This window comes from Pseudomonas sp. LG1D9 (genome assembly GCF_002949995.1).
In the GTDB taxonomy this organism is placed as follows: Bacteria; Pseudomonadota; Gammaproteobacteria; order Pseudomonadales; family Pseudomonadaceae; genus Aquipseudomonas; species Aquipseudomonas proteolytica.
Map to the genome: position 1 here is coordinate 2,069,656 of NZ_CP026881.1, position 25,595 is coordinate 2,095,250.

Sequence of the window (25,595 nt, forward strand, 5' to 3'; positions counted from 1 at the left end):
TGCATTCCAACTTTGGAACACGGTCAAATGTGGGAGCGGGCTTGCTCGCGAAGGCGTCCATCAGAGCACCACCGTTCGATTGGCGTTCAAAAACACCCGCCGCTCAATGTGATACCCCACCGCCCGGGCCAAGGTCAGCCCTTCGATATCCCGCCCCTTGGCAATCAAATCCTCGGGGTAATGGCTGTGGTCCACCACCTCCACGCCCTGGGCGATGATCGGGCCTTCGTCCAGGTCGTTGTTGATGTAGTGCGCAGTGGCGCCTACCAGCTTCACCCCTTTGTTGTAGGCCTGGTGATACGGCTTGGCGCCCTTGAACCCCGGCAGCAACGAGTGATGGATATTGATCGCCTTGCCATCGAGCTTGCGGCACAGCTCCGGTGACAGCACTTGCATGTAGCGCGCAAGGATCACCAGCTCGGCGCCGGCCTCTTCAATCACCTGCCACACCTGACGCTCCTGGGACGGTTTGTCGTTGGGGTCGAGGGGGAAATGGTAGTAGGGAATCTGGTGCCAGTCGGCCAGGGGCTTGAGATCAGGGTGGTTGGACACCACCGCGACCACATCCATCGACAGTTGGCCGATGCGCTGGCGATACAGCAGGTCGTTGAGGCAGTGATCGGCCTTGGAGACCATGATCACCACTTTTGGCCGGTAATTAGGCGCCGTCAGCTCGAAAATCATCCCAAAGGCTTCGCCACGGGTGGCCAGGCCGTCGCGAAAACCCTGTTCGTCGAAGCCGTCGGGTTGACGGAATTCCACGCGGATAAAAAAGCGCCCCGAGAGGCGGTCATCGAACGAGTGGTGCTCGGTGACGTAGCAGCCCTGCTCGAACAGATAGCGGGTGACCGCGTCCACCGTGCCGAGCACGCTGGGGCAATCGGCGGTCAAAATCCATGTATCGGGTGCGCGGCTCATTACAGTTAACTCCTCATACAGCGATGCTGCTTACTGTAGGAGCGAGCTTGCTCGCGAAAAATCCAAGGGCGCCGCGTTCATTCAGGATGCGCGCGTTTTCGTTGACGTTTTTCGCGAGCAAGCTCGCTCCTACAGGGTCATGTCAGGCTTGGACGTTCAGGCCATATTCGGCCGCCGCGTCCTGCAACCACAACCACCAGTAATCCGAGAAGCTGCGCCGAATCAGCAGCTCCCAAGTGTCCTCGGCGGTATGCCGGATCACCAGTTGCGACTTGGCGAACACCGTGCCCACCGCCTTGCCCACCGGGAAGTTGTCGGGGTGCACGTCGTAGCTGGTGGACTTCATCAGCACATCGCGCACGTTCGGGCCGCTGAGTTCGAGGATCTGCTGGCCGCCGCTGACATTGACGATCTGGATATGCAAATCCCCCAGGGCGGCACGCAGGTTTTGCTCGGCAGCGAACTCTTCACCGCTAGGCACCACCAGCAGCCACTCATCCGGGCCGAGCCATTGCAGGCTGGTTTCACCGTTGACGACCACTGTCAGGGCGCCGGGCAACTCGATGCCCAGGGCCTTGTGTACGCCAGCGGCAAACCCGGCGTCATGGCCATCGCCACGGAGGGTCAGGTGGCCAAGGAGTTTCTTTTCACGCACGGTCACGCCGGCGTTCTTGCGGCCCTTGCCGGCCAGGCTGGCGAGGTCGGCATGGTGCAGCGACGACTCGGCCTTGGCGCCGGCGGTGGGGCGTTGTTGGTACACATTGGCTGCGGTCATAAAGCACCTTTCTTGAATTCTGTGGTGAATCTACTGGCGCCATCGCGGGCAAGCCCACTCCCACCTTTGGAATGCATTCCCCTGTGGGAGCTGGCTTGCCTGCGATGCAGGCGACTCGGTCTATCAGATGTTCTGGCGATCACCCTTCGGATCAAAGAACACCGAAGACACAATCTCGGCCTCGATCACACTGCCATCCGCCTGCGGTGAAAACACCCGCTCACCCATACGCTTCAAACCGCCCTTGACCACCGCCATCGCAAACGAATACCCAAGGGAGTTATGGGCATAACTCGAAGTAACGTGACCGACCATCTTCATCGGGATCGTCTGCTTCGGATCAAACACCAATTGCGCGCCTTCCGGCAGCCACACCTTCGGATCAATCGGCTTCAAGCCCACCAGTTGCTTGCGTTCTTCACGCACGCAATCTTCACGGTTCATCCCACGCCAGCCGATCCACGAAAACGCTTTGGTACGGCCAACACACCAGCCCATGTTCAGGTCGTCCGGGGTCATCGAGCCGTCGGTGTCTTGCCCCACGATGATGAAGCCCTTCTCGGCCCGCAGTACGTGCATGGTCTCGGTGCCGTACGGGGTCAGGTTGTATTGCTTGCCGGCCTCGACGATCTGTTCCAGCACGCCCATGGCGTAGTCGGCCTGCACGTTGACTTCGTACGACAGCTCACCGGTAAACGAGATACGGAACACCCGTGCCGGCACGCCGCCCACCAGGCCTTCTTTCCAGGTCATGAACGGGAAGCCGTCCTTGTCCAGGTCGATGTCGGTGACTTCGCTCAACAGCTTGCGGCTGTTGGGTCCGGACAAGGTCATGGTCGCCCAGTGGTCGGTGACCGAGGTGAAGTACACCTTCAGGTCCGGCCATTCGGTCTGCTGGTAGATTTCCAGCCACTGCAGCACGCGGGCGGCGCCGCCGGTGGTGGTGGTCATCAGGAAGTGGTTGTCCGCCAGGCAGGCAGTCACGCCATCGTCGAAGACCATGCCGTCTTCCTTGCACATCAGGCCGTAACGCGCCTTGCCCACATCGAGCTTGGTCCAGGCGTTGCTGTAGATGCGGTTGAGGAACTCACGGGCATCCGGGCCCTGGATATCGATCTTGCCCAGGGTCGAGGCGTCCAGCAGGCCAACGCTGTCGCGCACGGCCAGGCATTCGCGCTTGACTGCCGCGTGCAGGTCTTCACCGTTGCGTGGGAAGTACCACGGGCGTTTCCACTGGCCGACATCCTCGAACTCGGCGCCGTTTTTGACGTGCCAGGCTTGCAGCGCGGTGTAGCGCACCGGCTCGAAGATATGCCCACAGTGCCGGCCCGCCACGGCGCCGAAAGTCACCGGCGTGTAGTTGGGGCGGAACATGGTGGTGCCCATCTGCGGGATGGTCACGTTCAGCGAACGCGCAGCAATGGCCAGGCCGTTGACGTTGCCCAGCTTGCCTTGGTCGGTACCGAAGCCCAGCGCGGTGTAGCGCTTGACGTGCTCCACCGACTCGAAGCCCTCGCGGGTCGCCAGTTCGATGGCGGCGGCGGTGACGTCGTTTTGCAGGTCGACAAATTGTTTGGGCGCCCGCGCAGTGGCCTTCTCGTGCGGCACCTGGAACAGCGCCAGGGTTGGCTCTTCAAGGCGCGTCAGGGCCTTGGGCAGCGTACCTTCCACCGGGGCAAACCCGGCTTCGCTGGCGGCACGTACGCCCCCCTCAAAGCCGTCGGCCAGTGAGTCACCCAGGCCGTAGACGCCGTTGATGCCACCGACGCACACGCGTTTCTGCGGGGCTTCGCCCGGTACAAAACCGAGGATGTCTTCACGCCAGGTCGGCTTGCCGCCCAGGTGCGAGGCCAGGTGGACCACCGGGCTGTAGCCGCCGGAGCTGGCCACCAGGTCGCAGTCCAGCCATTCGCCGGGGCTGGTAACGGTGTGGGCTTTGACATCGATAGCCGCCACTCGCGCACCGGTCACGTGCTTGCTGCCACGGGCCTCGATCACAGCGCTGCCGGTGAGGATACGAATACCTTTGGCGCGGGCTTCTTCCACCAGCGCACCGCGTGGGTTGTGGCGGGCATCGGCTACCGCTACGACTGCAAGGCCGGCGTCGAACCAGTCCAGCGCCACGCGGTAGGCGTGATCGTTGTTGGTCGACAGCAGCAGTTTTTTACCCGGCGCCACGCCGTAACGGCGCACGTAAGTCGAAACCGCGCCCGCCAGCATGTTGCCCGGCACGTCGTTATTGCCGTACACCAGCGGGCGCTCGCAAGCACCGGTCGCCAGCACTACGCGCTTGGCCCGCACACGGTGGATACGCTGGCGCACCACGCCAATCGGCGCGCGGTCGCCGAGGTGGTCGGTGAGGCGCTCGTGGATGGTCAGGAAGTTATGGTCGTGATAGCCGTTGACTGTGGCGCGAGGCAGCAGCACCACGTCCGGCAGGGCCTTGAGCTCGGCAATCACACTGGCGACCCACTCGGCCGCCGGCTTGCCATCCAGGCTTTCACGGGAGTCCAGCAACGACCCGCCGAATTCTTCCTGCTCATCGGCGATGATCACCCGCGCACCACTGCGCGCAGCCGCCAGGGCAGCGGACAGGCCTGCAGGCCCGGCGCCGACGATCAGCACGTCGCAATGGCGGTTCATGTAGTCGTAGGTGTCCGGATCGTTCTCGGTCGGCGAGCGACCCAGCCCTGCGGCCTTGCGGATGTACTTCTCGTAGGTCATCCAGAACGATTGCGGGTACATGAAGGTTTTGTAGTAGAAACCCGGCGGCATCAGCTTGCCGCCGACCTTGCCGAGGATGCCCATCATGTCGTTGTTCACGCTCGGCCAGCCGTTGGTGCTGGTGGCGACCAGGCCCTGGTACAGCGCCTGTTGCGTGGCGCGCACGTTGGGAATCTGCGTGGCTTCGGTGGCGCCGATCTGCAGCACCGCGTTCGGCTCTTCGGCACCAGCGGCAAAGATGCCGCGCGGGCGCGAGTACTTGAAGCTGCGGCCGATGACATCCACGCCGTTGGCCAGCAAGGCTGCGGCCAGGGTGTCGCCTTCAAAGCCTTTGTAGCTCTGGCCGTTGAAGGTAAACGTCAGGACTTTATTACGGTCAATGCGGCCACCGTTGGACAGGCGATTGATCTGGCTCATACCTTCTCTCCAGAAGCCTTGGCGGTGAATTGTGGCTTCTCGCCGATCTTGTAGGTTTCAAGAATTTCGTAGGTCACGGTGTCGCGGGTCGCGTTGAAATACTGGCGGCAACCGGCAGCGTGAATCCACAGTTCGTGGTGCAGGCCGCGTGGGTTATCGCGGAAGAACATGTAGTCGCCCCACTGTTCGTCGGTGCAGGCGTTGGGGTCCAGCGGGCGCGGGATATGCGCTTGGCCGGAGGCGTGGAATTCCTCTTCGGAGCGCAGTTCGCCACAGTGAGGACAGAAGATATGCAACATAGGGAATTTCTCCTGTTAGTGGGCGACGGCCGCAGCGCCGTGTTCGTCGATCAGCGCACCGTTGTGGAAACGGTCGATGGAGAAAGGTGCCGCCAACGGGTGCATTTCACCCTTGGCCAGGCTCGCGGCAAATACGTTGCCTGAGCCGGGGGTAGCCTTGAAGCCGCCGGTGCCCCAACCGCAGTTGAAGAACATGTTCGGCACCGGGGTCTTGGAGATGATCGGGCACGCGTCCGGCGTGGTGTCGACGATGCCGCCCCACTGGCGGTTCATGCGCACCCGCGAGAGCACCGGGAACATCTCGACGATGGCCTGGATGGTGTGTTCGATCACCGGGTACGAGCCGCGCTGGCCGTAGCCGTTGTAGCCGTCGATACCGGCGCCGATCACCAGGTCGCCCTTGTCGGACTGGCTGATGTAACCGTGTACCGCGTTGGACATGATCACGCTGTCGATAATCGGCTTGATCGGCTCCGACACCAGCGCTTGCAGCGGGTGGGATTCGATTGGCAGACGGAAGCCTGCCAGCGAGGCCATGTGCCCGGAATTACCGGCGGTGACCACACCGACGCGCTTGGCACCGATAAAGCCTTTGTTGGTTTCCACGCCGATGCACACGCCGTTTTCCTTGCGAAACCCGATGACTTCGGTCTGCTGGATCAGGTCCACGCCCAGGGCGTCGGCGGCGCGGGCAAAGCCCCAGGCCACGGCATCGTGACGGGCCACGCCGCCGCGCCGTTGCACGGTGGCGCCGAGGACCGGATAGCGGGTGTTCTTCGAGCAATCGAGGTACGGGATCTCGTCGGCCACTTGCTTGGCGTTGAGCAGCTCACCGTCCACGCCATTGAGGCGGTTGGCACTCACGCGACGCTCGGAATCACGGATGTCCTGCAGGGTGTGGCACAGGTTGTAGACGCCACGTTGGGAGAACATCACGTTGTAGTTCAAGTCCTGGGACAGACCTTCCCACAGCTTCATTGCGTGTTCGTACAGGTGCGCCGACTCATCCCACAGGTAGTTGGAACGCACGATAGTGGTGTTGCGCGCGGTGTTACCGCCGCCCAGCCAACCTTTCTCGACCACGGCCACGTTGGTGATCCCGTGTTCCTTGGCCAGGTAATAAGCGGTCGCCAGACCATGCCCGCCGCCGCCGACGATGACCACGTCATACACCTTTTTAGGGGTCGGCGTGCGCCACATCTTCTGCCAGTTTTCGTGGTGGCTGAGTGAGTGCTTGAAGAGGCCGAAGCCTGAGTAGCGTTGCATAGTCATTACTCCAAAACCGCGCTCAGCGATAAACCGGGAAATCAGCGCACAGGGCAGACACGTGCTTGGCCACGTTGGCCTCGACATCGGCGTCGCCGAGGTTGTCGAGGATGTCGCAGATCCAGCCAGCCAACTCGACGCACTGCGCCACTTTGAAACCGCGTGTGGTCACCGCCGGGGTGCCGATGCGCAGGCCCGAGGTCACGAACGGCGACTGGGGGTCATTGGGCACGGCGTTCTTGTTGACGGTGATATGGGCACGACCGAGGGCAGCGTCTGCGTCCTTGCCGGTGAGGCCCTGGCGGATCAGGCTGACCAGGAACAGGTGGTTATCGGTGCCGCCGGACACCACATCGTAGCCACGCTTGATAAACACGCTGGCCATGGCCTGGGCGTTGTCGATCACCTGCTGTTGATAAGCTTTGAAGCCCGGCTCCATCGCCTCCTTGAAGCACACAGCCTTGCCCGCGATCACGTGCATCAGCGGGCCGCCCTGTGCGCCTGGGAACACGGCGGAGTTGAGTTTTTTCTCAATCTCTTCGTTGGACTTGGCCAGGATCAGGCCACCCCGTGGACCGCGCAGGGTCTTGTGGGTGGTGGTGGTCACCACATCGGCGTACGGCAGCGGGTTCGGGTACAGGCCGGCGGCAACCAAGCCTGCGACGTGGGCCATGTCGACGAACAGCAGCGCGCCCACCTTGTCGGCGATCTGGCGAAAGCGCGGGAAGTCCAGGGTCTTGGAGTAGGCAGAGAAACCGGCCACGACCATTTTCGGCTTGTGCTCCACGGCCAGGCGCTCGACTTCGTCGTAGTCGATCAGGCCGGTGTCGGTGTTGATGCCGTACTGCACGGCGTTGTACAGCTTGCCCGAGGACGACACCTTGGCGCCGTGGGTCAGGTGACCGCCGTGGGCCAGGCTCATGCCGAGGATGGTGTCACCGGCGTTCAGCAGCGCCAGGTACACCGCGCTGTTGGCCGACGAACCAGAGTGCGGCTGCACGTTGGCGTAATCGGCGCCGAACAGCTGCTTGGCGCGCTCAATGGCCAGGACCTCGACTTTATCCACATGCTCGCAGCCGCCGTAGTAGCGCTTGCCCGGGTAGCCTTCGGCGTATTTGTTAGTCAGGCCACTGCCCTGGGCCTGCATCACGCGCTTGCTGGTGTAGTTCTCCGACGCGATCAGCTCGATATGATCTTCCTGACGCTGCTCCTCGGCATTCATGGCCGCCAGCAGTGCGTCGTCATATCCCTGGATCTGGTCTTGTTTGCTGAACATCGCGTCTCTCCCAGCCTTTCGTATTGTTGAGGCCCGTGCAGGGCCCTTTGATGCGATGGTAGGGCTGGCGCAGACAGGTCAAATGCCTACGCACGCCACGCAAAGGTGCGTTTACGACATGGCCAGAACAACACCGAACAAATGTGGGAGCGGGCTTGCTCGCGAATGCGGTGTGTCAGGCAGCACATGCATTGGCTGGTCCACCGCATTCGCGAGCAAGCCCGCTCCCACAGGGACTATGTGATGACCTTTCGAAGGAGTAGCAGCAGTAAGAAATGCGCGGGATAAAGTGCATACGCCCAGCGCCGCATAGCCGGCGGTGAGACATGTGTGACCTGTCGCAACAAGACCAATCCGGCCAATGGCGCAATCAGGCACGTCGCCAACCCGAGCATCGCGACGAGATTGCCGCTATTGAGTAAGACCTGCCATTGATTGGCAGCTACACACACCAACCCCGGCAACACGCTGAAATACCAGGGGCGACTGAACACCAACAGCATCGCCAACGGCAGTAATACACCAAAAAAACCGAACATCAGGCTCGACGAGAATACCGCCGCCAACAACAAGGCGATCAGCGCCAATCCTCGATCAAAAAGCGTCTTCTGCTGCCATCCCCGGGCAACCAGCAAACCCAGCGCCAGGGTCGGCAGCACATTCAATGTATCGGCATCCTCGATAAACATCCGATAGGGCACCTCGCTGATCACGCTGAACAGCAGCAACCAGCCCAGGTAACGCCATTGAAAGATCGCCGGCCCCGCCTTGACCCGGTGCAGGTTCGCCGCAATCGCCAGGCAAAACCAGGGGAACGCCAGGCGCCCCGGCACGTACAGGCCATCGAGGCTCAAACCGACATAGCGCAGGTGATCGAGCACCATACTCAGCAGCGCCAGCCATTTGAGCAGGTCCAGCGCGCCATCGCGGCCACGCCTTACAGGAATCGTTTCAGTACCGTGCATAATTCCCCAGAGACTTTGCATTAACAGTGCGTGCGCCCGCCGGATATTCTTGGTTAAAGTGCGCACCAACATCGACCACAGGAACGGGCCATGACCGACAAGAGCCAACAATTCGCCAGCGACAACTATTCCGGTATCTGCCCGGAAGCCTGGGCCGCCATGGAACTCGCCAACCAGGGCCATCAACGCGCCTATGGCGACGATGAATGGACCCACCGCGCCGCCGACGGTTTCCGCAAACTGTTTGAAACCGACTGTGAAGTGTTCTTCGCCTTCAACGGTACAGCGGCCAACTCCCTGGCCCTGTCTTCGCTGTGCCAGAGCTACCATAGCGTGATTTGCTCGGAAACCGCCCACGTCGAGACCGACGAATGCGGCGCACCGGAGTTCTTCTCCAACGGTTCCAAGCTGCTCACCGCGCGCACCGAGAATGGCAAGCTGACCCCGGAATCGATCCGTGAGATCGCCCTCAAGCGCCAGGATATCCACTACCCCAAGCCCCGCGTCGTGACCCTGACCCAGGCCACCGAAGTGGGCAGCGTGTACACCCCGGATGAAATCCGCGCCATCAGCGTCACCTGCAAGGAGCTGGGGCTGAACCTGCATATGGATGGCGCACGCTTCTCCAACGCCTGCGCCTTCCTCGGCTGCTCGCCGGCCGACCTGACCTGGAAAGCCGGGGTGGATGTCCTGTGTTTTGGCGGTACCAAGAACGGCATGGCGGTGGGTGAGGCGATCCTGTTCTTCAACCACAAACTGGCTGAAGACTTCGACTATCGCTGCAAACAGGCCGGCCAACTGGCCTCGAAAATGCGCTTCCTGTCAGCGCCGTGGGTCGGCCTGCTGGAAAACGACGCCTGGCTCAAACACGCACGCCACGCCAACCACTGCGCGCAGTTGCTCAGCAGCCTGGTGGCGGATATTCCCGGCGTGGAATTGATGTTCCCGGTGCAGGCCAACGGCGTGTTCCTGCAACTCTCGGAGCCGGCCATCGCCGCGCTGACGGCCAAGGGCTGGCGCTTCTACACCTTTATCGGCAAGGGCGGCGCACGCTTCATGTGTGCGTGGGATACCGAGGAAGAACGGGTGCGTGAACTCGCGGCGGATATTCGCGAAGTGATGGGCGCCTGATCCCCTTGTAGGAGCCGACTTGCCGGCGATGGCGATCCTGAGGTCGCCTCCGCCGGCAAACTCCTACAATTGGAGAGGCTGTAACGCATCCCACTGGTCAATCGGCCCGGGATTGTGTTCGAGCGTCCCACCGCCAAACGTGACCGCCAGCTTGTTCACCGCATTCAAGGCCGTGGTCACAGCGCCTTCGGCCCAGCCCCCGGTCCAGGAAATATCATCGCCAGACAGAATGAAACCGTCCGGCACCCCTTCCCTTACACCACTCATGAACTGGGAAAACAGCAGGCGCTGATACTCATACTGCCCCGGCAGGTTCATCTTGAAGGCGCACAAGTAAAACGGCTCATCTTCCCAGTTGATTTCGATGAAGGGGTCAACCATGCCGAACTCGGCCGCCAGGTCCAGTTGTGTGTCGGCGTACACCGTATCGAGCAAGGTCGTACACAACTGCACATGGGTCGGCAACGGCGCACTACGGTCCCCCAGGAATTTCAGGCTGTCATCGTTCCAGGTATAGGAGAGGAACAGGCCGCTGCCCTTGTTCACCCCAGCACCTGGGGCATAGTCCAACAGATAGGTGCCTCGGGTGAGCCGGTCCGACAAGGTCACACTCATCTTGTAGCGACCGTTCTCGACATCATTCCAAAACGGCCGTCGAGTGTTGGCAAAGATCTTCGCCGATTGCATGTAATGGGTGTACATGACCGCTTCCCAGGTAGCCTGGGGCAACAAGCTGTTCATCGGCGTAAAGCGGTCTTTGCCATCCATATAGCGGAACTTGTCGAGCACCCGTACGTGAGGCGTATAGACCACACTTTTAAAGTTGCGCAGGGTGTCTCGACCCAGTTTGTTGTCATGCAGGTACACATCGAAGGTGCCATCGGCCAGGCGGTGAATCTGCCGGACCTCCTGATTGAGAGGGTCGGCAATCTCCCGCCGCGTCAGGCTCTCCACGGTCGCGTCCGCTGGCCAATGGACCTGGGTGTCGCCGAACGAAGCCGGCGTGCGGCTCCATAAACGCAGGGGCAGCTCGCTGGAGCCGTCATACATCAACGTGTGGTTGGTATCCAGGCCGGTGTAAAGCACCCGCAACACTTCCAGGAAACAGTTCGGATAGTCGGTGTTCCAACCGCCGGTGCCGAAGCCGATCTGGCCAAACAGGTCAATGTCTTCCCTGCCCCACCTGGCTTGCTCGACCATGGCCGCATAGAAACTCAGGTCATCCCAGCCCGCCCTCAGGATCGTGTTCCAGATTGCCTTGATTTCGCCCTGATCGACCGCGGTTTCCTGCATCGCATTTTCCATGTCGGTAAAACGGATCGGAGCCTGCTCGAGGAAGTCGCCGAAGAACATGTCTTCGATTCGTTTGTATTTTTCCGGCAGGTCATTGCGTTCGTAGTACGTCTGTTCGTTCTCGTAATCGACAACGGTACTGGGGGCGGCGAGCGAGCCGGGGTTGGGGAAGTCCGTCGAGTTTGCGTCCATCCCGACCTTATTGAAGTAGTGCATCAACGCCTTGCCGGACTTGGGAAAACGCATGGCCCCCAGCTCACAGATCACCCGGGCGTGCGGGTCGTTGCGATCACCCACCACCTGGGAGTAGAGCCGCCCGCCAATGCGCCCGGAGGCTTCCACCACAATCGGATGCAGGCCCATGCGCATCGCCTCGTAGGCGGCCACCAGACCGGACACGCCGGCCCCGACGATCAACACCTGCTCGCCATAATGCGGCACCGCGACATGGCCCAGGGGTTTCTTGAGGATCGCCGCCTGCCACAGATAGCGGGCGTAATGGAACGGAAAATCAGGAATCAGCGCCGTGACGTTTTTGTTCAACAGCCGCTGGGCCCCCTGGGAACGGGAGGGAATCGCAGACATGGTGGCTTCCTTGCAGATAGGGTGAGCGTCCACCCTTTACGACACGGCTAAAGGCGACTGCGACGGGACTAAAAACCAGACTAGAAGACCGACCGCACCCTGGTTATATCGCTTTGCAATAAGACAAAGCGGTTCCGTCGCCGCCCACGAAAAACCATTACTTAAGGAAAGTCTGAAGTAATTATTTATAGATCACGATTCAATTGGCCCGCCAGTTACCCGATGCTCCGGCACTCAGCCCCTATAAAAACAAGCCGTGAACCTATGAACGCCCTATCCGACAAGACCGCTCCCCGCGCCGCTCCCGGCCTGAAAATCGAGACCCGCTCCATTGACTACGTTCCGCGTAGCGAACGCCACGGCAAAGTCTGGCACCAGGGTCCGTTCTGGTTCACGGGCAACTTCGTCCTCACCACCATGGTCACCGGCTTCACCGGGGCTGCGTTGGGCTTGAGCCTGGTCTATGCCGTGCTGGCGATTGTCATTGGTGTGTGCCTGGGCACCTTCGCCATGGCGTTCCACGCCAACCAGGGCCCGCGCATGGGCTTGCCGCAGATGATCCAGTCACGCGCCCAGTTCGGTCTGCGCGGGGCCATCGTGCCGTTTATCGCGGTGATCTTTGTGTACATCGGCTTCAACGTGTTCAACGTGATTCTCGCCACCGATGCCATCAACACGGTCCTGCCGGGCAGCCGCGCGCCGTGGTATGCGCTGATGATCATCCTCGCGGTGGTAATCGCCGTGATCGGCCATGACCTGCTGCACACGGTGCAACGCTGGTTGACCTACGTGATGATCAGCGTATTCGCGGTGCTGACCGTCGCCGCCCTGATGAGCCTGTCGGCCGACGCAGCGGTGGCCGATGCCCACTTCTCGTGGTCGGCGTTCCTGATTCAGCTCAGCGCCGCTGCCGGTTATCAGATCAGCTACGCCGTGTACGTCTCGGACTACTCGCGCTACCTGCCCCACCAAACGCCGTCGCGCCGGGTGATTTTCTGGACTTACCTGGGCGCTGCCGGCTCTGCCTTGTGGCTGATGTCCCTGGGCGCATTCCTCGCTTCGGCGCTGCCTTCGCCGGATGCCATCACCAGCGTGCGCACCGTGGGCAACCAGGTGATCCCCGGCTTCGGCACCTTCACCGTGCTGATCGCAGTGCCGGCGTTGATAGGCATCATGGCGGTCAACTGCTACGGCGCCATGCTGACTGGCATCAGTGCCATCGACGGTTTCGTGAAGATCCAGCCGCGCCTCAAGAGCCGGATCATTGGCATTGGCCTGGTGGCCGTGGTGATTTTCCTGATCGCCCTGAGCATTCCTGACAGCTACCTGGCCAGCTTCAATACGTTTGTGCTGCTGATGTTGTATTTCCTGGTGCCGTGGACCGCCGTCAACCTCGCGGACTTTTATCTGGTGCGCAAAGGCCAATACGCCATCAGCGACATCTTCAACTCCGCCGGCATCTATGGCCAGTGGGGCAAAGCGGGCCTGATCGCCTATGGCCTGGGCATGGCCTCGATGGTGCCGTTCATGTCGTTGAGCTTCTACGTGGGGCCGGTCGCCGTGGCACTGGGCGGTGCCGACATTGCGTTTGTGATCGGCCTGGCCGTTTCCGCGCTCGTCTACTGTGCAATGAACCGCAACCTTGACCGTAACGCCGAGCGCCGTGCGATTGCCGCCAGCGAAGCCATGTTGGAAGGAAACACCCCATGAACAGCGTACGTGTCGTCTGTCATCAACTGGCCCCCCGTATCGGCGACGCCGAGTACAACCGCACCCTCAGCGCCGAGGCCATCCGCAGTGCAGCGGCGCTGGGCGCGCAGGTGGTGGTGCTGCCGGAGTTGACCCAAAGCGGTTATGTGTTCACTGACACGCAGGAAGCCCTCAGGGTGTCCGAACCCCTCGATGGCCCGACACTGACCCTGTGGAAAACCCTGGCAAACTCACTAAACATCATTGTCGTGGCCGGCTTTTGTGAGCGGCTGACGGCAACGCAGGTGGCCAACAGCGCCGCCCTGATAGAGCCGCACGGCAAGCTGACGGTGTACCGCAAGGCGCATTTGTGGGATCGCGAAACGTTGATCTTCACTCCCGGCACCCAGCCCCCGCCGGTGGTCGACACCGCCGTCGGCCGCATCGCCGTGATGATCTGCTACGACCTGGAGTTGCCCGAGTGGGTACGCCTGGCCGCCCTGGCCGGTGCCGACCTGCTGTGTGCGCCCGTCAACTGGCCAGATGGCCCGCGCCCCGCCGGCGAAAGGCCGGCAGAAATCGTCCGGGTCCAGGCCAATGCGGCCGTCAACCGCCTGTTCATTGCCGCCTGCGACCGCCATGGCGAAGAACGCGGCGTCAATTGGGTGGGAGGGTCAGTCATCGTCGATGCCGACGGCTACCCCCAGGCAGGTGCAACCTCTCATCAACAAGCACAGTGCCTGGTGGCGGACCTGCCTCTGGCCCAGGCCCGGGACAAGTTCATCAGCGCACACAACCATGTGCATCAGGATCGGCGGCCGCAGTTGTACTGAGCGTCAGAACTCGATCCGCACATCCCCCTTCGGCACGCTGCAGCACGACAGGATGTAGCCCTCGGCTTCGTCTTCTTCGGTGATGCCGCCGTTGTGCTCCATCTCGACCTCCCCGCCCAGCTTCATCACTTTGCATGTGCCACAAATCCCCATGCCGCAGGCTTTGGGGATCAGCAGGCCGAGCTTGGCGGCGGCGGCATGCACGGTTTCGCCCGGTGCCACGCGGATGCTCTTGCCCGACGCAATGAATTCCACTTGATGCAAATCCGCCTGGTCGATTTGCGGCGCGTCGGCGGCTTGTTCGGCTTGTTCGACCGCATCGGCGCGGGCTTCCGCTGGCGTGGCGCCGAAGGATTCCTCGTGGTAGCGCGCCATGTCGAAGCCCGCCGCTTCGAGCAGGCGTTTGACCGCGTTCATATAAGGCGTCGGCCCGCAGCAGAACACTTCCCGCTCGAGGAAGTCCGGCACCATCAATTCCAGCATCTTGTGGTTCAGGTAGCCGCGATACCCGGCCCAGGGTTCGCCCAGGCCGTGTTTCTCGCAGATCAGGTGCAGGCTGAAGTTGTCGATGCGCGAGGCCATGTGCTCCAGCTCGCGGTGGTAAATGATGTCTTTGGGCGAGCGCGCACTGTGGATAAAGGTCATGTCGACATTGGCGTTGGTGTCATAGAACCAACGGGCCATGGACATCACCGGGGTGATCCCCACACCGCCGCTCAGGTACAGCACTTTAGGGCTCGGGAAGTCGATGGCGTTGAACAGCCCTACCGGCCCGTGCACCGCCAACTCTTGCCCTTCATGCAGGGTGTCGTGCAGCCAGTTCGACACCCGCCCGCCCGGCACGCGCTTGATGGTCACCGAGAAGCTGTAGGGCACCGATGGCGAGCTGGAAATGGTGTACGACCGCATGATCGGCTGGCCGTCGATTTCCAGCTCCAGGGTGACGAACTGCCCCGGCTTGAAAAAGAACAGGATCGGCTGGTCGGCCATAAAGCAGAAGGTGCGCACATCCCAGGTTTCCTGGATGACTTTGACGCACCGGACGATGTGCCGACCATTGGCCCAGGTCTGGGTAGTGACAGGATTCAGGAAGGTGTTGGACATGCTGTTCTCCACGGCCGTAGTTCGGCTTGATGCTGGCGATTCTGCGTAACGCCGCGACCTGCCATTTACCTATCTGCGACATTCGCATACTTATCGCGACCAGCCCCCATACCACTGGGGTTGCGCGTCGGGAACAGAGTGGGCCATGTCGTTAATGGACAAGGTTGCGGGCAGCGCCGGGCCCACACTCGCAGCCAACAACGACGCTTTCTTTACGCCTTGCTGCAAACCTGATTAGCCACTTATCGCGGCCACACAGAATGGCCTTGAGGACACATACGATGGACGTCACCGCAACCTTGAGCTTGGGCGATCCGCTGGAACCCGCACGCAAGGCCACCGCGCAAATGTTGCAAGAGCGCGAGCGCACTTTTTCGTTGCCCCAGCCGTTTTACTCTGACCAGCGGCTGTTCGATATCGACATGCAGGAGATCTTCCAGAAGGAATGGTTGATCGCCGGCATGACCTGCGAAATCCCCACCAAGGGCAACTACCTGACCCTGCAGATCGGCAAGAACCCGATCATCGTGATCCGTGGCGCCGAAGGCGTGGTGCATGCCTTTCACAACGTCTGCCGCCACCGCGGTTCGCGCTTGTGTACCAGCGACAAGGGCAAGGTCGCCAAACTGGTTTGCCATTACCACCAGTGGACCTACGAACTGGACGGGCGCCTATTGTTCGCCGGCACCGAGATGGGCGCCGACTTCGACATGAAGCAGTACGGCCTCAAGCCGGTAAACGTGAAGACCGCCGGCGGCTACATCTTCATCAGCCTGGCCGAAAACCCACCGGCCATCGATGACTTTCTGTCGACGCTCAACCACTACATGGAACCCTACGACATGGAAAACACCAAGGTGGCGATCCAGACCACCTTGTTTGAAAAAGCCAACTGGAAACTGGTGCTGGAAAACAACCGCGAGTGCTACCACTGCAACGCCTCGCACCCCGAGTTGCTGAAAACCCTGCTGGAATGGGACGACGTCACCGACCCACGGGCCGACCAGGCGTTTAAAGACCACGTCGCCGCATCCGCCGCTGCCTGGGACGCCGAGAAGATCCCTTACGCCCACGCCAGCTTCGGCCTGCGGAACCGCATCGTGCGCATGCCGCTTCTCAAGGGCACCGTCTCCATGACCCTGGATGGCAAGCAGGGCTGCAAGAAACTCATGGGCCGGATCCAGAACCCCGACCTGGGCTCGATGCGCATCCTGCACCTGCCCCACTCGTGGAACCACTGCATGGGCGATCACATCATCGTCTTCACGGTATGGCCGATCAGCGCCCAGGAAACCATGGTCACCACCAAGTGGCTGGTGCACAAGGACGCCGTGGAAGGTGTGGACTACGACGTCGACCGCATGCGCCAAGTGTGGGATGCCACCAATGACCAGGACCGGCGCCTGGCCGAAGAGAACCAGCGCGGGATCAACTCCACCGCTTACCAGCCAGGGCCGTATTCCAAGACCTATGAGTTTGGCGTGGTGAACTTTGTGGACTGGTACAGCGAGCGCATGCTCAACAACCTGGGAGCGGCACCGGCCCCGTACCTCAAGGGCATTGCCGCACACGAGTAACTGACCCACCCGGGATCAAAAAATGTGGGAGCGGGCTTGCTCGCTCCCACATTTGGGTCCGCATCTGGTCAAAAATTGAGCATAGGGCCGTCAGCCCACTGCTATCCTGCCCTGCAGCCATCCCCCAACAACTTATCCACAAACCCACCCACAGCAATTGTGGGCAACTGCGCTCTTACCTCGAAATAAAACCAAGAAAATCCGTGACTTATTCAAAGCAACGGGTTTTATCCAACATTGATCATTTTTTGACCTAAAGCCTACAAGCCACGTTCTATATAGCCTGTAGCGGAACGCAAACACCTTATCCACAGAAGCGCCAACAGACTTTGGGGGCAACTTTGGCCTATCTGTGGAAAACCGTCTGCAACCGAGCAAAATCGAGGCTTTACGCGAAGATTCAAGCGGAAACGGCCACATTGATCATATTTCAACCAACCCACTGCACGCCTTTATTTATAAGGCCTGTAGCGGGTAGCGAACATCTTATCCACAGAAGCACCAACAGACTTTGGGGGCAACTCCGGGCCGGGCTTTTTCCTTATCCACAGAAAAAGCCCAGTAAAAACCGGCGCTTAGGTTGGTTGTTTTTCGTACAGAGGGCTGTAGCGCTTGATTTACATGGGGTGTGGACAGCCGCGAACAGGTTATCCACAGGTGGGTTAACAGGGATTGTGGGTAAACACCCACGCACACGCCTTGTAGGAGCGAGCTTGCTCGCGAAAAAGGCCAACGGTAACGCAGCGTGTCTGGTTTAACGCTGCGCGCTCAGGTTCTTCGCGAGCAAGCTCGCGCCTACAGGGGGTCAGCGCACCACGCCTTCTTCGATCAGCAGCTTGAGAATGGCTTCGGCGCCCGCCTCGGGGCCCAGGCCCTTGAGCACCTGGCCACCGCCGCCGCTGGCCTTGGCCGTGGCGGCCTTCATGCGGTCGGCGCCACTCTTGGCCTTGATCACTTTGAGACGCTTGGGCCGAGGCTTGGCCGGTTGCAGCACGGCGCCTGTGAATAACTCATCGTCCACCACCTGCACGTCGTGCTCCTGCAGCACACCGCGCTGGGCCGGGCCATAGGCGCTTTGCCGCGGCTTGGGCCCAGCGTTATCCACCGTGGCCACAAACGGCAGGCGCACCTTCAGGCGCCGCCGCTGCCCGCGCGGCAATGCTTGCAGCACATGGGCCACACCGCTGTCGATGGACTCCACCTGGGCCAGCCCGACAATCAGCGGCCAGCCCAGGTGTTCGGCCAACAGGAAGGGCAGCATACCCGAGCCTTCGCCGGTTTCTGCCTGGCTGCCGGTAAGCACCACCTGGGCACCAGCGTCCTGTAGATAGTCACCGAGTACCGGCAAGGCATCGGCGCCGGCCGGCTGCTCCAGTACGTGCAACTGCGCCAATCCCATGCCCAGGTAGGCGCGCAGGGTCGGTTCGGCGATGTCGCCGGCATGCAACACTTGCAGGTTATCCCCAGCCAGTTGCAACCCCAATTCCACGGCGCGGGCATCCTGCTCGGCGCGACGGGGGCGGCCGGAGGTCGGGTGGGCGCCTATGGAGACCAGGCTGATTACATGGGTCGTCATGGCCATATCCTTTGCTTAAGCCGCATCGCGCTTGGCGCCGTTGCGGTGGGCCTGGACCGCTGCGATCAAGGCCCGGAGAATTTCGCCGCTGTCACCGATCACCGACAGGTCGGCGCGCTTGATCATGTCGCAACCCGGATCGAGGTTGATCGCCACGACTTTGTCGCAGGCACCAATGCCTTGCAGGTGCTGGATCGCCCCGGAGATCCCCACGGCCACATACACCCGTGCGGTGACCCAGATACCACTGGCGCCAACCTGCCGGTCCCGTGCCATGAAGCCATCGTCCACGGCCACCCGCGACGCACCTTCGGTAGCCCCCAGGGCGGCAGCGGTCTGGTGGAACAGCTCCCAGTCCTTGACCCCATTGCCACCCGAGAAAATAAACTCGGCCTCGGCCATGGGAATCGCGCCCGGGTCCACCGCCACCGCGCCCAGGTCCTCGATACGCGGCAAACTGCGCGCCAGCGCTGTGGATAACTCCACCGGCAACACTTCATGGCGCGTATCGCTGACGGGATCGGCACATTCCACCGCGGCCAGGATCAGCCTTGGCAGCGCTCGCGCCAGGTCCTCCCGGCCCGCACCGGCACGGCCGATACACTCGCCGCCCTTGATCTGCCAGACCCGGGTGGCCGGGCGTTCCTTGAGGCTCGCGGCAAAGCGCCGCCCCAGTTCGCCACCGCCACTGCGGCTGTCGGGCAGCAGCCAGTGACGCGGGCTGAACTGGTTATCCACAGCCCGCAGGCCATGGACCCGTTGCTCCGGTGAATAACCGTCGAATTCGCGGCCATCCAACACCAGCAGGCGGTCCACGCCGGCCGTGTCGAACGCGCTTTCCTTGTGCTCGCCAAACAGCACCGCCAGCACCGCGCCGTCGCTGCCGGCGAGTTGCCGCGCCAGGCCCAGCAAGTCGCGGTCGTGGCTGCTCAGGCGGCCGCCGACCATATCCGGCACCACGTTGATGTAGAACGCCGGGGCTGGCACCTGGTGCAGCGGCAACTGCACTTGCACCGCTGCCGTGCGCTTGGTAGCGCCACCCTGCTGGGCGCCGCTGCGGTCGATACGCTTGATGCCGTTGGGGCCGATAAAACCCATGCCGTGCACATTCTTGCGGATGATGCCGTTAGGCCCCATCCAACTGTGCTGCTCCGGCTGCATTGCCGCATGCAGCGGGTGCAGGCGGTTGCGGGCGATCCATTCGGCCCGTGGATCGCGGCGGATAATGTCGCTCATCAATGCACCTCCGCAGGTTCACGCAAATTCGGGGTCTTGGCCGGTGCAGGCTCTTCGAGCAGGGCATCCGCCACCAGTTCGGCAATGTCTTTGATCAGTGGGCGTGGCTCGACCACCCCTTCGAGCATCGCCGTGCACTGTGGACAACCGACGGCCACCAGTTCGGCGCCGGTCTCGCGGATGTCTTCCATGCGCATGTCGGGGATGCGCTGCTTGCCGGGAATATCGGTGATCGGTGCGCCGCCCCCGCCGCCACAGCAACGGGAACGGAAGCCCGAACGCTGCATCTCCTTGACCTCGATCCCCAGCGCCCGCAGCACTTGGCGCGGTGCCTCGTACTCACCGTTGTAACGGCCCAGGTAGCACGGGTCGTGATAGGTCACGCTGTTGCCTTTGTGCTGGCCCAGGTTCAGCGCGCCGGCGTCGATCAGCTCGGCCATGTAGGTGCTGTGGTGCTGCACCAGGTAATGGCCGTCGAAGGCGCCATATTCGTTTTTCAGCACGTGGAAACTGTGAGGGTCACAGGTCACGATGCGCTGGAAACTGTACTTGGCCAGGGTCTGGATATTGCGCGCGGCCAGCAGCTGGAACGTCGCCTCATCCCCCAGGCGCCGGGCCACGTCGCCACTGTCGCGCTCCTCCAGGCCCAGCACGGCGAAATCGACCTTGGCTGCCTTCAGCACTTTGACGAAAGCGCGCAAGGTCCGCTGGTTACGCATGTCGAAGGCACCATCGCCAACCCAGAACAGTACGTCAGTTGTCTTCTTGTCGCCGAGCAGCGGCAGGTTCAAGTCCGCCGCCCAGTTCATCCGCCCGCCGGGGGCAAAACCGCCAGGGTTGTCGGTGGCGATCAGGTTCTCCAGGACTTCGGCGCCCTTGTTCGGCGTCGCGCCTTTTTCCAGGGTCAAGTGGCGGCGCATATCGACGATGGCATCCACGTGCTCGATCATCATCGGGCATTCTTCGACGCAGGCACGGCAGGTGGTGCACGACCACAAGGTCTCGGCGTCCACCAGGCCGTTGACGATCGGTTGGTGCGGGTTGCCGCTGTGCTCGCCGATGGCCTTGCCCGGATACGGGCTGCCGGCGAACTTGGCATCGGTGCCACCGGCCAGGCCGACCACCATGTCCTGGATCAGTTTTTTCGGGTTCAGCGGCTGGCCGGCGGCGAACGCAGGGCACGCGGCTTCGCACTTGCCGCACTGCACGCAGGCGTCGAAACCGAGCAGTTGGTTCCAGGTGAAGTCCTTGGGTTTTTCCACGCCCAGGGGCGCACTTTTGTCACTCAGGTCCAACGGCTTCAAGCCGGTGGAACGGCCACCCCCAAAACGTTCGGCGCGGCGGTGCCAGGCCAGGTGCAGGGCACCGGCAAACGCATGCTTCATCGGCCCGCCCCAGGTCATGCCGAAGAACATCTCCGACACGCCCCACAGCACACCCACACCGAGCAGCGCGGCCAGCAGCCAGCCACCGAAGTCGGCAGGCAGGATCCCGGCCACCGGCAAGGTCACCAGGAAGAAACTGACCGAGAACGCCATCAGGCTTTTCGGCAGGCGCATCCACGGGCCTTTGGACAGGCGCGCGGGTGGGTTGCGCCGGCGCAGGTAGACGAAGGTGGCGCCGACAAACATCAGCACCGAGGCCAGCAGCAAGGCGTAGCCGAGGATGCGATTGTGCAGGCCGAAACCGTGCACCAGAATCGCCAGCATCGCCGACAACACAAAGCCCAGGGCCGTGGCCACGTGGGTATTGGCGATGTATTTGTCGCGGGCAACCACGTGGTGCAGGTCGACCATGTAGCGCTTGGGCATGGCCAGCAGGCCGCCCAGCAGGTCGACCTTGGCGGCACGGCCACGGCGCCACATGTTCACCCGGCGCAAAGCGCCGAGGACAGCGAGGCCCAGCGCTGCAAACAGGAGAATCGGAAGAAGGGTGTTCAACATGGTGAAGCTCCCAAAGACCTCGGGTCATGCAGCCCGAGATGCCTTGCTCAGTTCCTGTGGGAGCGGGCTTGCCCGCGATTGCAGTGTGTCAGCCAACACAAATGTCTACTGAACCACCGCTATCGCGGGCAAGCCCACTCCCACAGGGTTCTCCACAGGCCGTCAGAAATCCTTGCACAAACGCAGGGCGTCATAGATCGCGGCGTGGGTATTGCGCTGGGCCACACAGTCACCGATGCGGAACAGCAAGTACCCTTCCCCCGGTTCGCTCAGGCACGGTTGCGGCTTGATCGCGAACAACGCTTCGACGTCCATCTGCCCCTTGTTGCGCGCCCCTTGCTTGAGGGCGTAGTAGATTTCTTCATCCGGGCGCACGCCGTTCTCCACCACCACCTGGTCCACCACCCGCTCTTCCTTGGCGCCGGTGTATTCGTTCTCCAGCACGGCTATCAGCTTGTCGCCCTCGCGGTAGACCTTCTCCAGCATCATGTCGCCGGTCATGATCACTTCCTTGGGGTACATGCTGCGGTAGTAAGTCGGGAATGACGTACCGCCGATGGCCACGCCGGGCTTGATATCGTCGGTGACGATCTCGACCTGGCAACCCTTGTCGGCCAGAAAGTCGGCCACGGACATGCCGGTGAATTCGCAGATGGTGTCGTACACCAGCACGTTCTTGCCCGGCGCCACCTTGCCGTCGAGCACATCCCAACTGCTGACCACCAGGCCTTCTGCCGCGCCCCAGTGTTCGTTCTGCTCGATGAACGGATGCCCGCCCACCGCCAGCACCACCACATCGGGACGCAGGTCGAGGATGGTTGCGGCATCCGCCGCCACGCCCAGGCGCAGGTCGACGTTGAGCCGTGCCAGTTCCAGCTGGAACCAGCGAGTGATGCCCGCGATCTGGTCGCGCTGCGGCGCCTTGGAGGCGGTGGTGATCTGCCCACCGATAAAGTCTTTTTTCTCGAACAGGGTCACATCATGGCCACGCTCGGCAGCAACCCGAGCGGCCTCCATCCCGGCCGGGCCGGCACCGACCACCACCACTTTGCGTTTGGGCCCGGTGGATTTTTCGATGATGTGCGGCACACCCATGTATTCCCGGGAGGTCGCGGCGTTCTGGATGCACAGTACATCCAGGCCCTGGTACTGGCGGTCGATGCAATAGTTGGCGCCGACGCACTGTTTGATCTGGTCGATCTGGCCCATCTTGATCTTGGCGATCAGGTGCGGGTCGGCCATGTGCGCACGGGTCATGCCGACCATGTCCACGTAGCCGCCTTCGAGGATGCGCGTGGCCTGGTTCGGGTCCTTGATGTTCTGCGCGTGCAGCACCGGGGACTTGACCACTTCCTTGATCCCGGCCGCCAGATGCAGGAACGGCTCCGGCGGGTAACTCATGTTCGGGATCACGTTGGCCAGGGTGTTGTGGGTGTCGCACCCCGAGCCGACCACCCCGATAAAGTCGAGCATGCCAGTGTCGTCGTAGTACTTGGCGATCTGCTTCATGTCCTCGTGGGACAGCCCGTCCGGATGGAATTCATCCCCGCACAAACGGATGCCCACGCAAAAATCCGGGCCGACTTCCGCACGTACGGCCTTGAGCACTTCGAGGCCGAAACGCATACGGTTTTCGAAGCTGCCGCCCCATTCATCGGTCCGTTTGTTGACCCGCGGGCTCCAGAACTGGTCGATCATGTGCTGGTGCACCGCCGACAGCTCCACGCCATCCAGGCCACCGGCCTTGGCCCGGCCTGCAGCGCTGGCGTAGTTGCCGATCACCCGCCAGATTTCTTCCGGCTCGATGGTCTTGCACGTCGCACGGTGCACCGGCTCGCGCACCCCCGACGGCGACATCAGGGTCGGCCAGTTGAAGCCGTCCCAACGCGAGCGACGGCCCATGTGGGTAATCTGGATCATGATCTTGGCGCCATGCTTGTGCATCGCGTCAGCCAGGTTCTGGAAGTGCGGGATGATGCGGTCGGTGGACAGGTTCACCGAACTCCACCACTCCTGCGGGCTGTCGATCGCCACCACCGAGGAGCCGCCACAGATCGCCAGGCCTATGCCGCCCTTGGCTTTCTCTTCGTAATACTTCACATAGCGGTCGGTGGTCATCCCGCCGTCGGTGGCATACACCTCGGCGTGGGCGGTACTGAGCACGCGGTTGCGGATGGTCAGTTTGCCGATCTGGATCGGCGCAAACATTGCTTCGAAAGCCATGGCACGGTCCTCGGCTTACAACGGCTTGACGGTGAACAGACCGTCGTCATGGCCCTCTTCGGAGCCTCCGTAGACTTGTTCGGCGACGGTGCGGATATTGCTGCCGCGCGCCTGCAGAATCTGGTCCATGGCGCCGGCAAACCAGCCGGTGAACATGTAGTCGACCTTGCGCCCGACCTTGCCGTACACGTAGACGAATGCCGAGTGTTCGAGCTTGACGCTGGCGGTGCCTTTATCCAGGTCGATGTCCTGGATCTTGAACAGGCCCCAACCGCGCTGCGACAGGCGCTTCATGTAGTGCTCGAACACCGCGACGCCTTCCAGGCCGTGGCATTCGGCTTCTTTTTCACACCAGTGCCAGGCGGATTTGTAGCCGGCCTTGTAGAGGATTTCGGCGTAGGCATCAGCGCCCAGCACCTCTTCGATGCCCATGTGGTTGTTGACGAAGAAATGACGCGGTACGTACAGCATCGGCAAGGCGTCGGAGGTCCAGACACCGGTTTCGCTGTCGACTTCGATTGGCAATTGCGGGGCGATCTTGGCCATGGAAACTTAACTCCAGAAAATTCTTGGTAATGCCCCGGCACGAATGGCCGGGGGAGAAAAAACGGTGGCTTATTCGCCCCAGACGTCTTTCAACACGTTGACCCAGTTCTCGCCCATGATCTTGCGTACTACGCGCTCGCTGTGGCCGCGCTTGAGCAGGGTCTCGGTCAGGTTGGGGAACTCGCCCACGGTGCGGATGCCCAGCGGGTTGATGATCTTGCCGAAGCTGGTCAGGCGGCGGGCGTAGCCCTTGTCATGGGTCAGCATTTCGAAGAAATCCTGGCCATGGCCCTGGGTGAAGTCGGTACCGATGCCAATGGCGTCTTCGCCGACAATGTTCATGGTGTATTCGATGGCTTCGGCGTAGTCGTCGATGGTCGAATCGATGCCCTTGGCCAGGAATGGCGCAAACATGGTCACGCCGACAAAACCACCGTGGTCGGCAATGAACTTGAGTTCTTCATCGGACTTGTTGCGCGGGTGCTCTTTCAGGCCGGACGGCAGGCAGTGGGAGTAGCACACTGGTTTTTTCGATTCGAGGATGACTTCTTCACTGGTCTTGGAGCCGACATGGGACAGGTCGCACATGACACCGACGCGGTTCATCTCAGCGACGATTTCGCGCCCGAAGCCCGACAGGCCGCCGTCGCGCTCATAGCAGCCGGTGCCCACCAGGTTCTGGGTGTTGTAGCACATCTGCACCACGCCGACGCCGAGCTGCTTGAAGATCTCGACGTAGCCGAGCTGGTCTTCAAACGCGTGGGCATTCTGGAAGCCGAAGATGATGCCGGTCTTGCCCTGCTCCTTGGCGCGGCGGATATCGGCGGTGGTTTTCACCGGGATCACCAGGTCGCTGTTCTCGCGGATCAGGGTCTGGCTGGCCACGATGTTATTGATCGTGGCCTGGAAGCCTTCCCACACCGACACCGTGCAGTTGGCGGCCGTCAGGCCACCCTTGCGCATGTCCTCGAACAGGTCGCGGTTCCACTTGGCAATGATCAGCCCGTCGATAACGATGCTGTCGGCGTGCAGTTCGGCTGGGCTCATCAGGCGTCCCCTTATTGGCGATTCATGCGCCGAATCGTCTGCCGGCGCTTTGGGGCCAGCATATGCCCAGGGACTGAGCGAGCCGGGTGCAAAAACGACAGGGGAATTGCCGAAAGCGTCAATCCACGACAAAGGGTGCACGGACGTGTCTGTCGTGCATCTGTTCTTTGGC

19 protein-coding genes are annotated in these 25,595 nt (G+C 61.7%); 4 read left to right on the forward strand and 15 right to left on the reverse strand.

The window, feature by feature from the left end:
• Positions 1-60: 60 nt before the first annotated feature.
• From purU to C5F71_RS09990, 7 genes are all read right to left on the reverse strand, one after another.
• The gene (gene purU / locus C5F71_RS09960) at positions 61-918 is read right to left on the reverse strand and encodes a formyltetrahydrofolate deformylase (protein ID WP_029296961.1); all 858 of its coding nucleotides are present in this window, start codon (positions 916-918) and stop codon (positions 61-63) included.
• Positions 919-1,060: 142 nt separating this feature from the next.
• Positions 1,061-1,693, reverse strand: coding sequence for a sarcosine oxidase subunit gamma (locus C5F71_RS09965; protein ID WP_104911046.1), 633 nt, complete (start codon positions 1,691-1,693; stop codon positions 1,061-1,063).
• A 123-nt stretch (positions 1,694-1,816) separates the two neighbouring features.
• A complete protein-coding gene (locus C5F71_RS09970) occupies positions 1,817-4,834 on the reverse strand; it encodes a sarcosine oxidase subunit alpha (protein ID WP_104911047.1) in 3,018 nt (1,005 codons plus the stop codon).
• Positions 4,831-5,133: a sarcosine oxidase subunit delta gene (locus tag C5F71_RS09975; protein ID WP_003194855.1), complete on the reverse strand. Its 303-nt coding sequence runs from the start codon at positions 5,131-5,133 to the stop codon at positions 4,831-4,833. Before C5F71_RS09975 ends, C5F71_RS09970 begins: the two co-directional genes overlap by 4 nt.
• Positions 5,134-5,148: 15 nt before the next feature.
• Positions 5,149-6,399, reverse strand: a complete 1,251-nt coding sequence (locus C5F71_RS09980) for a sarcosine oxidase subunit beta (protein WP_010207084.1) — start codon at positions 6,397-6,399, stop codon at positions 5,149-5,151.
• 22 nt (positions 6,400-6,421) lie between these two features.
• On the reverse strand, positions 6,422-7,675 hold the full coding sequence (gene glyA / locus C5F71_RS09985) for a serine hydroxymethyltransferase (protein ID WP_092230979.1): 1,254 nt from the start codon (positions 7,673-7,675) through the stop codon (positions 6,422-6,424).
• A gap of 236 nt (positions 7,676-7,911) precedes the next feature.
• On the reverse strand, positions 7,912-8,640 hold the full coding sequence (locus C5F71_RS09990) for a TraX family protein (RefSeq protein WP_104911048.1): 729 nt from the start codon (positions 8,638-8,640) through the stop codon (positions 7,912-7,914).
• 90 nt (positions 8,641-8,730) lie between these two features.
• On the opposite strand from C5F71_RS09990, the gene C5F71_RS09995 reads away from it, so the two are divergent.
• On the forward strand, positions 8,731-9,771 hold the full coding sequence (locus C5F71_RS09995; RefSeq protein ID WP_029296975.1) for a low specificity L-threonine aldolase: 1,041 nt from the start codon (positions 8,731-8,733) through the stop codon (positions 9,769-9,771).
• A 63-nt stretch (positions 9,772-9,834) separates the two neighbouring features.
• Here C5F71_RS09995 and C5F71_RS10000 read toward each other — a convergent pair whose 3' ends face one another.
• Positions 9,835-11,649: an NAD(P)/FAD-dependent oxidoreductase gene (locus C5F71_RS10000; protein WP_104911049.1), complete on the reverse strand. Its 1,815-nt coding sequence runs from the start codon at positions 11,647-11,649 to the stop codon at positions 9,835-9,837.
• A 264-nt stretch (positions 11,650-11,913) separates the two neighbouring features.
• Between C5F71_RS10000 and C5F71_RS10005 the strand changes: the two genes are divergently transcribed.
• Both C5F71_RS10005 and C5F71_RS10010 read left to right on the forward strand, forming a co-directional pair.
• A complete protein-coding gene (locus C5F71_RS10005; protein ID WP_104911050.1) occupies positions 11,914-13,359 on the forward strand; it encodes a cytosine permease in 1,446 nt (481 codons plus the stop codon).
• Complete coding sequence (locus C5F71_RS10010) at positions 13,356-14,171, forward strand: nitrilase-related carbon-nitrogen hydrolase (protein WP_104911051.1); 816 nt, start codon at positions 13,356-13,358, stop codon at positions 14,169-14,171. Before C5F71_RS10005 ends, C5F71_RS10010 begins: the two co-directional genes overlap by 4 nt.
• A gap of 3 nt (positions 14,172-14,174) precedes the next feature.
• Here C5F71_RS10010 and gbcB read toward each other — a convergent pair whose 3' ends face one another.
• Positions 14,175-15,275 carry a glycine-betaine demethylase subunit GbcB gene (gene gbcB / locus C5F71_RS10015; RefSeq protein ID WP_029296985.1) on the reverse strand — a complete coding sequence of 367 codons (1,101 nt, stop codon included), beginning with the start codon at positions 15,273-15,275 and terminating at the stop codon, positions 14,175-14,177.
• 281 nt (positions 15,276-15,556) lie between these two features.
• Between gbcB and gbcA the strand changes: the two genes are divergently transcribed.
• The gene (gene gbcA / locus C5F71_RS10025; RefSeq protein ID WP_029296987.1) at positions 15,557-16,852 is read left to right on the forward strand and encodes a glycine-betaine demethylase subunit GbcA; all 1,296 of its coding nucleotides are present in this window, start codon (positions 15,557-15,559) and stop codon (positions 16,850-16,852) included.
• An 805-nt stretch (positions 16,853-17,657) separates the two neighbouring features.
• Here the strand turns inward: gbcA and C5F71_RS10030 are convergent.
• The 6 genes from C5F71_RS10030 to C5F71_RS10055 all read right to left on the reverse strand — a co-directional run bounded on the left by C5F71_RS10030 (position 17,658) and on the right by C5F71_RS10055 (position 25,423).
• A complete protein-coding gene (locus tag C5F71_RS10030) occupies positions 17,658-18,428 on the reverse strand; it encodes an electron transfer flavoprotein subunit beta (protein ID WP_092230994.1) in 771 nt (256 codons plus the stop codon).
• Positions 18,429-18,443: 15 nt separating this feature from the next.
• Positions 18,444-19,664 (reverse strand): electron transfer flavoprotein subunit alpha/FixB family protein, encoded by a 1,221-nt coding sequence (locus C5F71_RS10035; protein WP_104911052.1) that lies wholly within the window; start codon positions 19,662-19,664, stop codon positions 18,444-18,446.
• Complete coding sequence (gene dgcB, locus C5F71_RS10040; RefSeq protein ID WP_104911053.1) at positions 19,664-21,607, reverse strand: dimethylglycine demethylation protein DgcB; 1,944 nt, start codon at positions 21,605-21,607, stop codon at positions 19,664-19,666. Before dgcB ends, C5F71_RS10035 begins: the two co-directional genes overlap by 1 nt.
• A 162-nt stretch (positions 21,608-21,769) precedes the next feature.
• On the reverse strand, positions 21,770-23,830 hold the full coding sequence (gene dgcA, locus C5F71_RS10045) for a dimethylglycine demethylation protein DgcA (RefSeq protein WP_029296994.1): 2,061 nt from the start codon (positions 23,828-23,830) through the stop codon (positions 21,770-21,772).
• A 15-nt stretch (positions 23,831-23,845) separates the two neighbouring features.
• A complete protein-coding gene (locus C5F71_RS10050; RefSeq protein WP_003194877.1) occupies positions 23,846-24,376 on the reverse strand; it encodes a DUF5943 domain-containing protein in 531 nt (176 codons plus the stop codon).
• A 69-nt stretch (positions 24,377-24,445) separates the two neighbouring features.
• On the reverse strand, positions 24,446-25,423 hold the full coding sequence (locus C5F71_RS10055) for a dipeptidase (RefSeq protein WP_029296997.1): 978 nt from the start codon (positions 25,421-25,423) through the stop codon (positions 24,446-24,448).
• Positions 25,424-25,595 lie beyond the last annotated feature (172 nt).

Coding starts and splice junctions, on each gene's coding strand:
- dgcB (WP_104911053.1), bottom strand. CDS start 21,607: ATGTTGAACACCCTTCTTCCGATTCTCCTGTTTGCAGCGCTGGGCCTC.
- C5F71_RS10035 (WP_104911052.1), bottom strand. CDS start 19,664: ATGAGCGACATTATCCGCCGCGATCCACGGGCCGAATGGATCGCCCGC.
- dgcA (WP_029296994.1), bottom strand. CDS start 23,830: ATGGCTTTCGAAGCAATGTTTGCGCCGATCCAGATCGGCAAACTGACC.
- C5F71_RS09990 (WP_104911048.1), bottom strand. CDS start 8,640: ATGCACGGTACTGAAACGATTCCTGTAAGGCGTGGCCGCGATGGCGCG.
- C5F71_RS09995 (WP_029296975.1), top strand. CDS start 8,731: ATGACCGACAAGAGCCAACAATTCGCCAGCGACAACTATTCCGGTATC.
- glyA (WP_092230979.1), bottom strand. CDS start 7,675: ATGTTCAGCAAACAAGACCAGATCCAGGGATATGACGACGCACTGCTG.
- purU (WP_029296961.1), bottom strand. CDS start 918: ATGAGCCGCGCACCCGATACATGGATTTTGACCGCCGATTGCCCCAGC.
- C5F71_RS10000 (WP_104911049.1), bottom strand. CDS start 11,649: ATGTCTGCGATTCCCTCCCGTTCCCAGGGGGCCCAGCGGCTGTTGAAC.
- gbcB (WP_029296985.1), bottom strand. CDS start 15,275: ATGTCCAACACCTTCCTGAATCCTGTCACTACCCAGACCTGGGCCAAT.
- C5F71_RS10050 (WP_003194877.1), bottom strand. CDS start 24,376: ATGGCCAAGATCGCCCCGCAATTGCCAATCGAAGTCGACAGCGAAACC.
- C5F71_RS09980 (WP_010207084.1), bottom strand. CDS start 6,399: ATGCAACGCTACTCAGGCTTCGGCCTCTTCAAGCACTCACTCAGCCAC.
- C5F71_RS10005 (WP_104911050.1), top strand. CDS start 11,914: ATGAACGCCCTATCCGACAAGACCGCTCCCCGCGCCGCTCCCGGCCTG.
- C5F71_RS10030 (WP_092230994.1), bottom strand. CDS start 18,428: ATGACGACCCATGTAATCAGCCTGGTCTCCATAGGCGCCCACCCGACC.
- gbcA (WP_029296987.1), top strand. CDS start 15,557: ATGGACGTCACCGCAACCTTGAGCTTGGGCGATCCGCTGGAACCCGCA.
- C5F71_RS10010 (WP_104911051.1), top strand. CDS start 13,356: ATGAACAGCGTACGTGTCGTCTGTCATCAACTGGCCCCCCGTATCGGC.
- C5F71_RS09970 (WP_104911047.1), bottom strand. CDS start 4,834: ATGAGCCAGATCAATCGCCTGTCCAACGGTGGCCGCATTGACCGTAAT.
- C5F71_RS09965 (WP_104911046.1), bottom strand. CDS start 1,693: ATGACCGCAGCCAATGTGTACCAACAACGCCCCACCGCCGGCGCCAAG.
- C5F71_RS10055 (WP_029296997.1), bottom strand. CDS start 25,423: ATGAGCCCAGCCGAACTGCACGCCGACAGCATCGTTATCGACGGGCTG.
- C5F71_RS09975 (WP_003194855.1), bottom strand. CDS start 5,133: ATGTTGCATATCTTCTGTCCTCACTGTGGCGAACTGCGCTCCGAAGAG.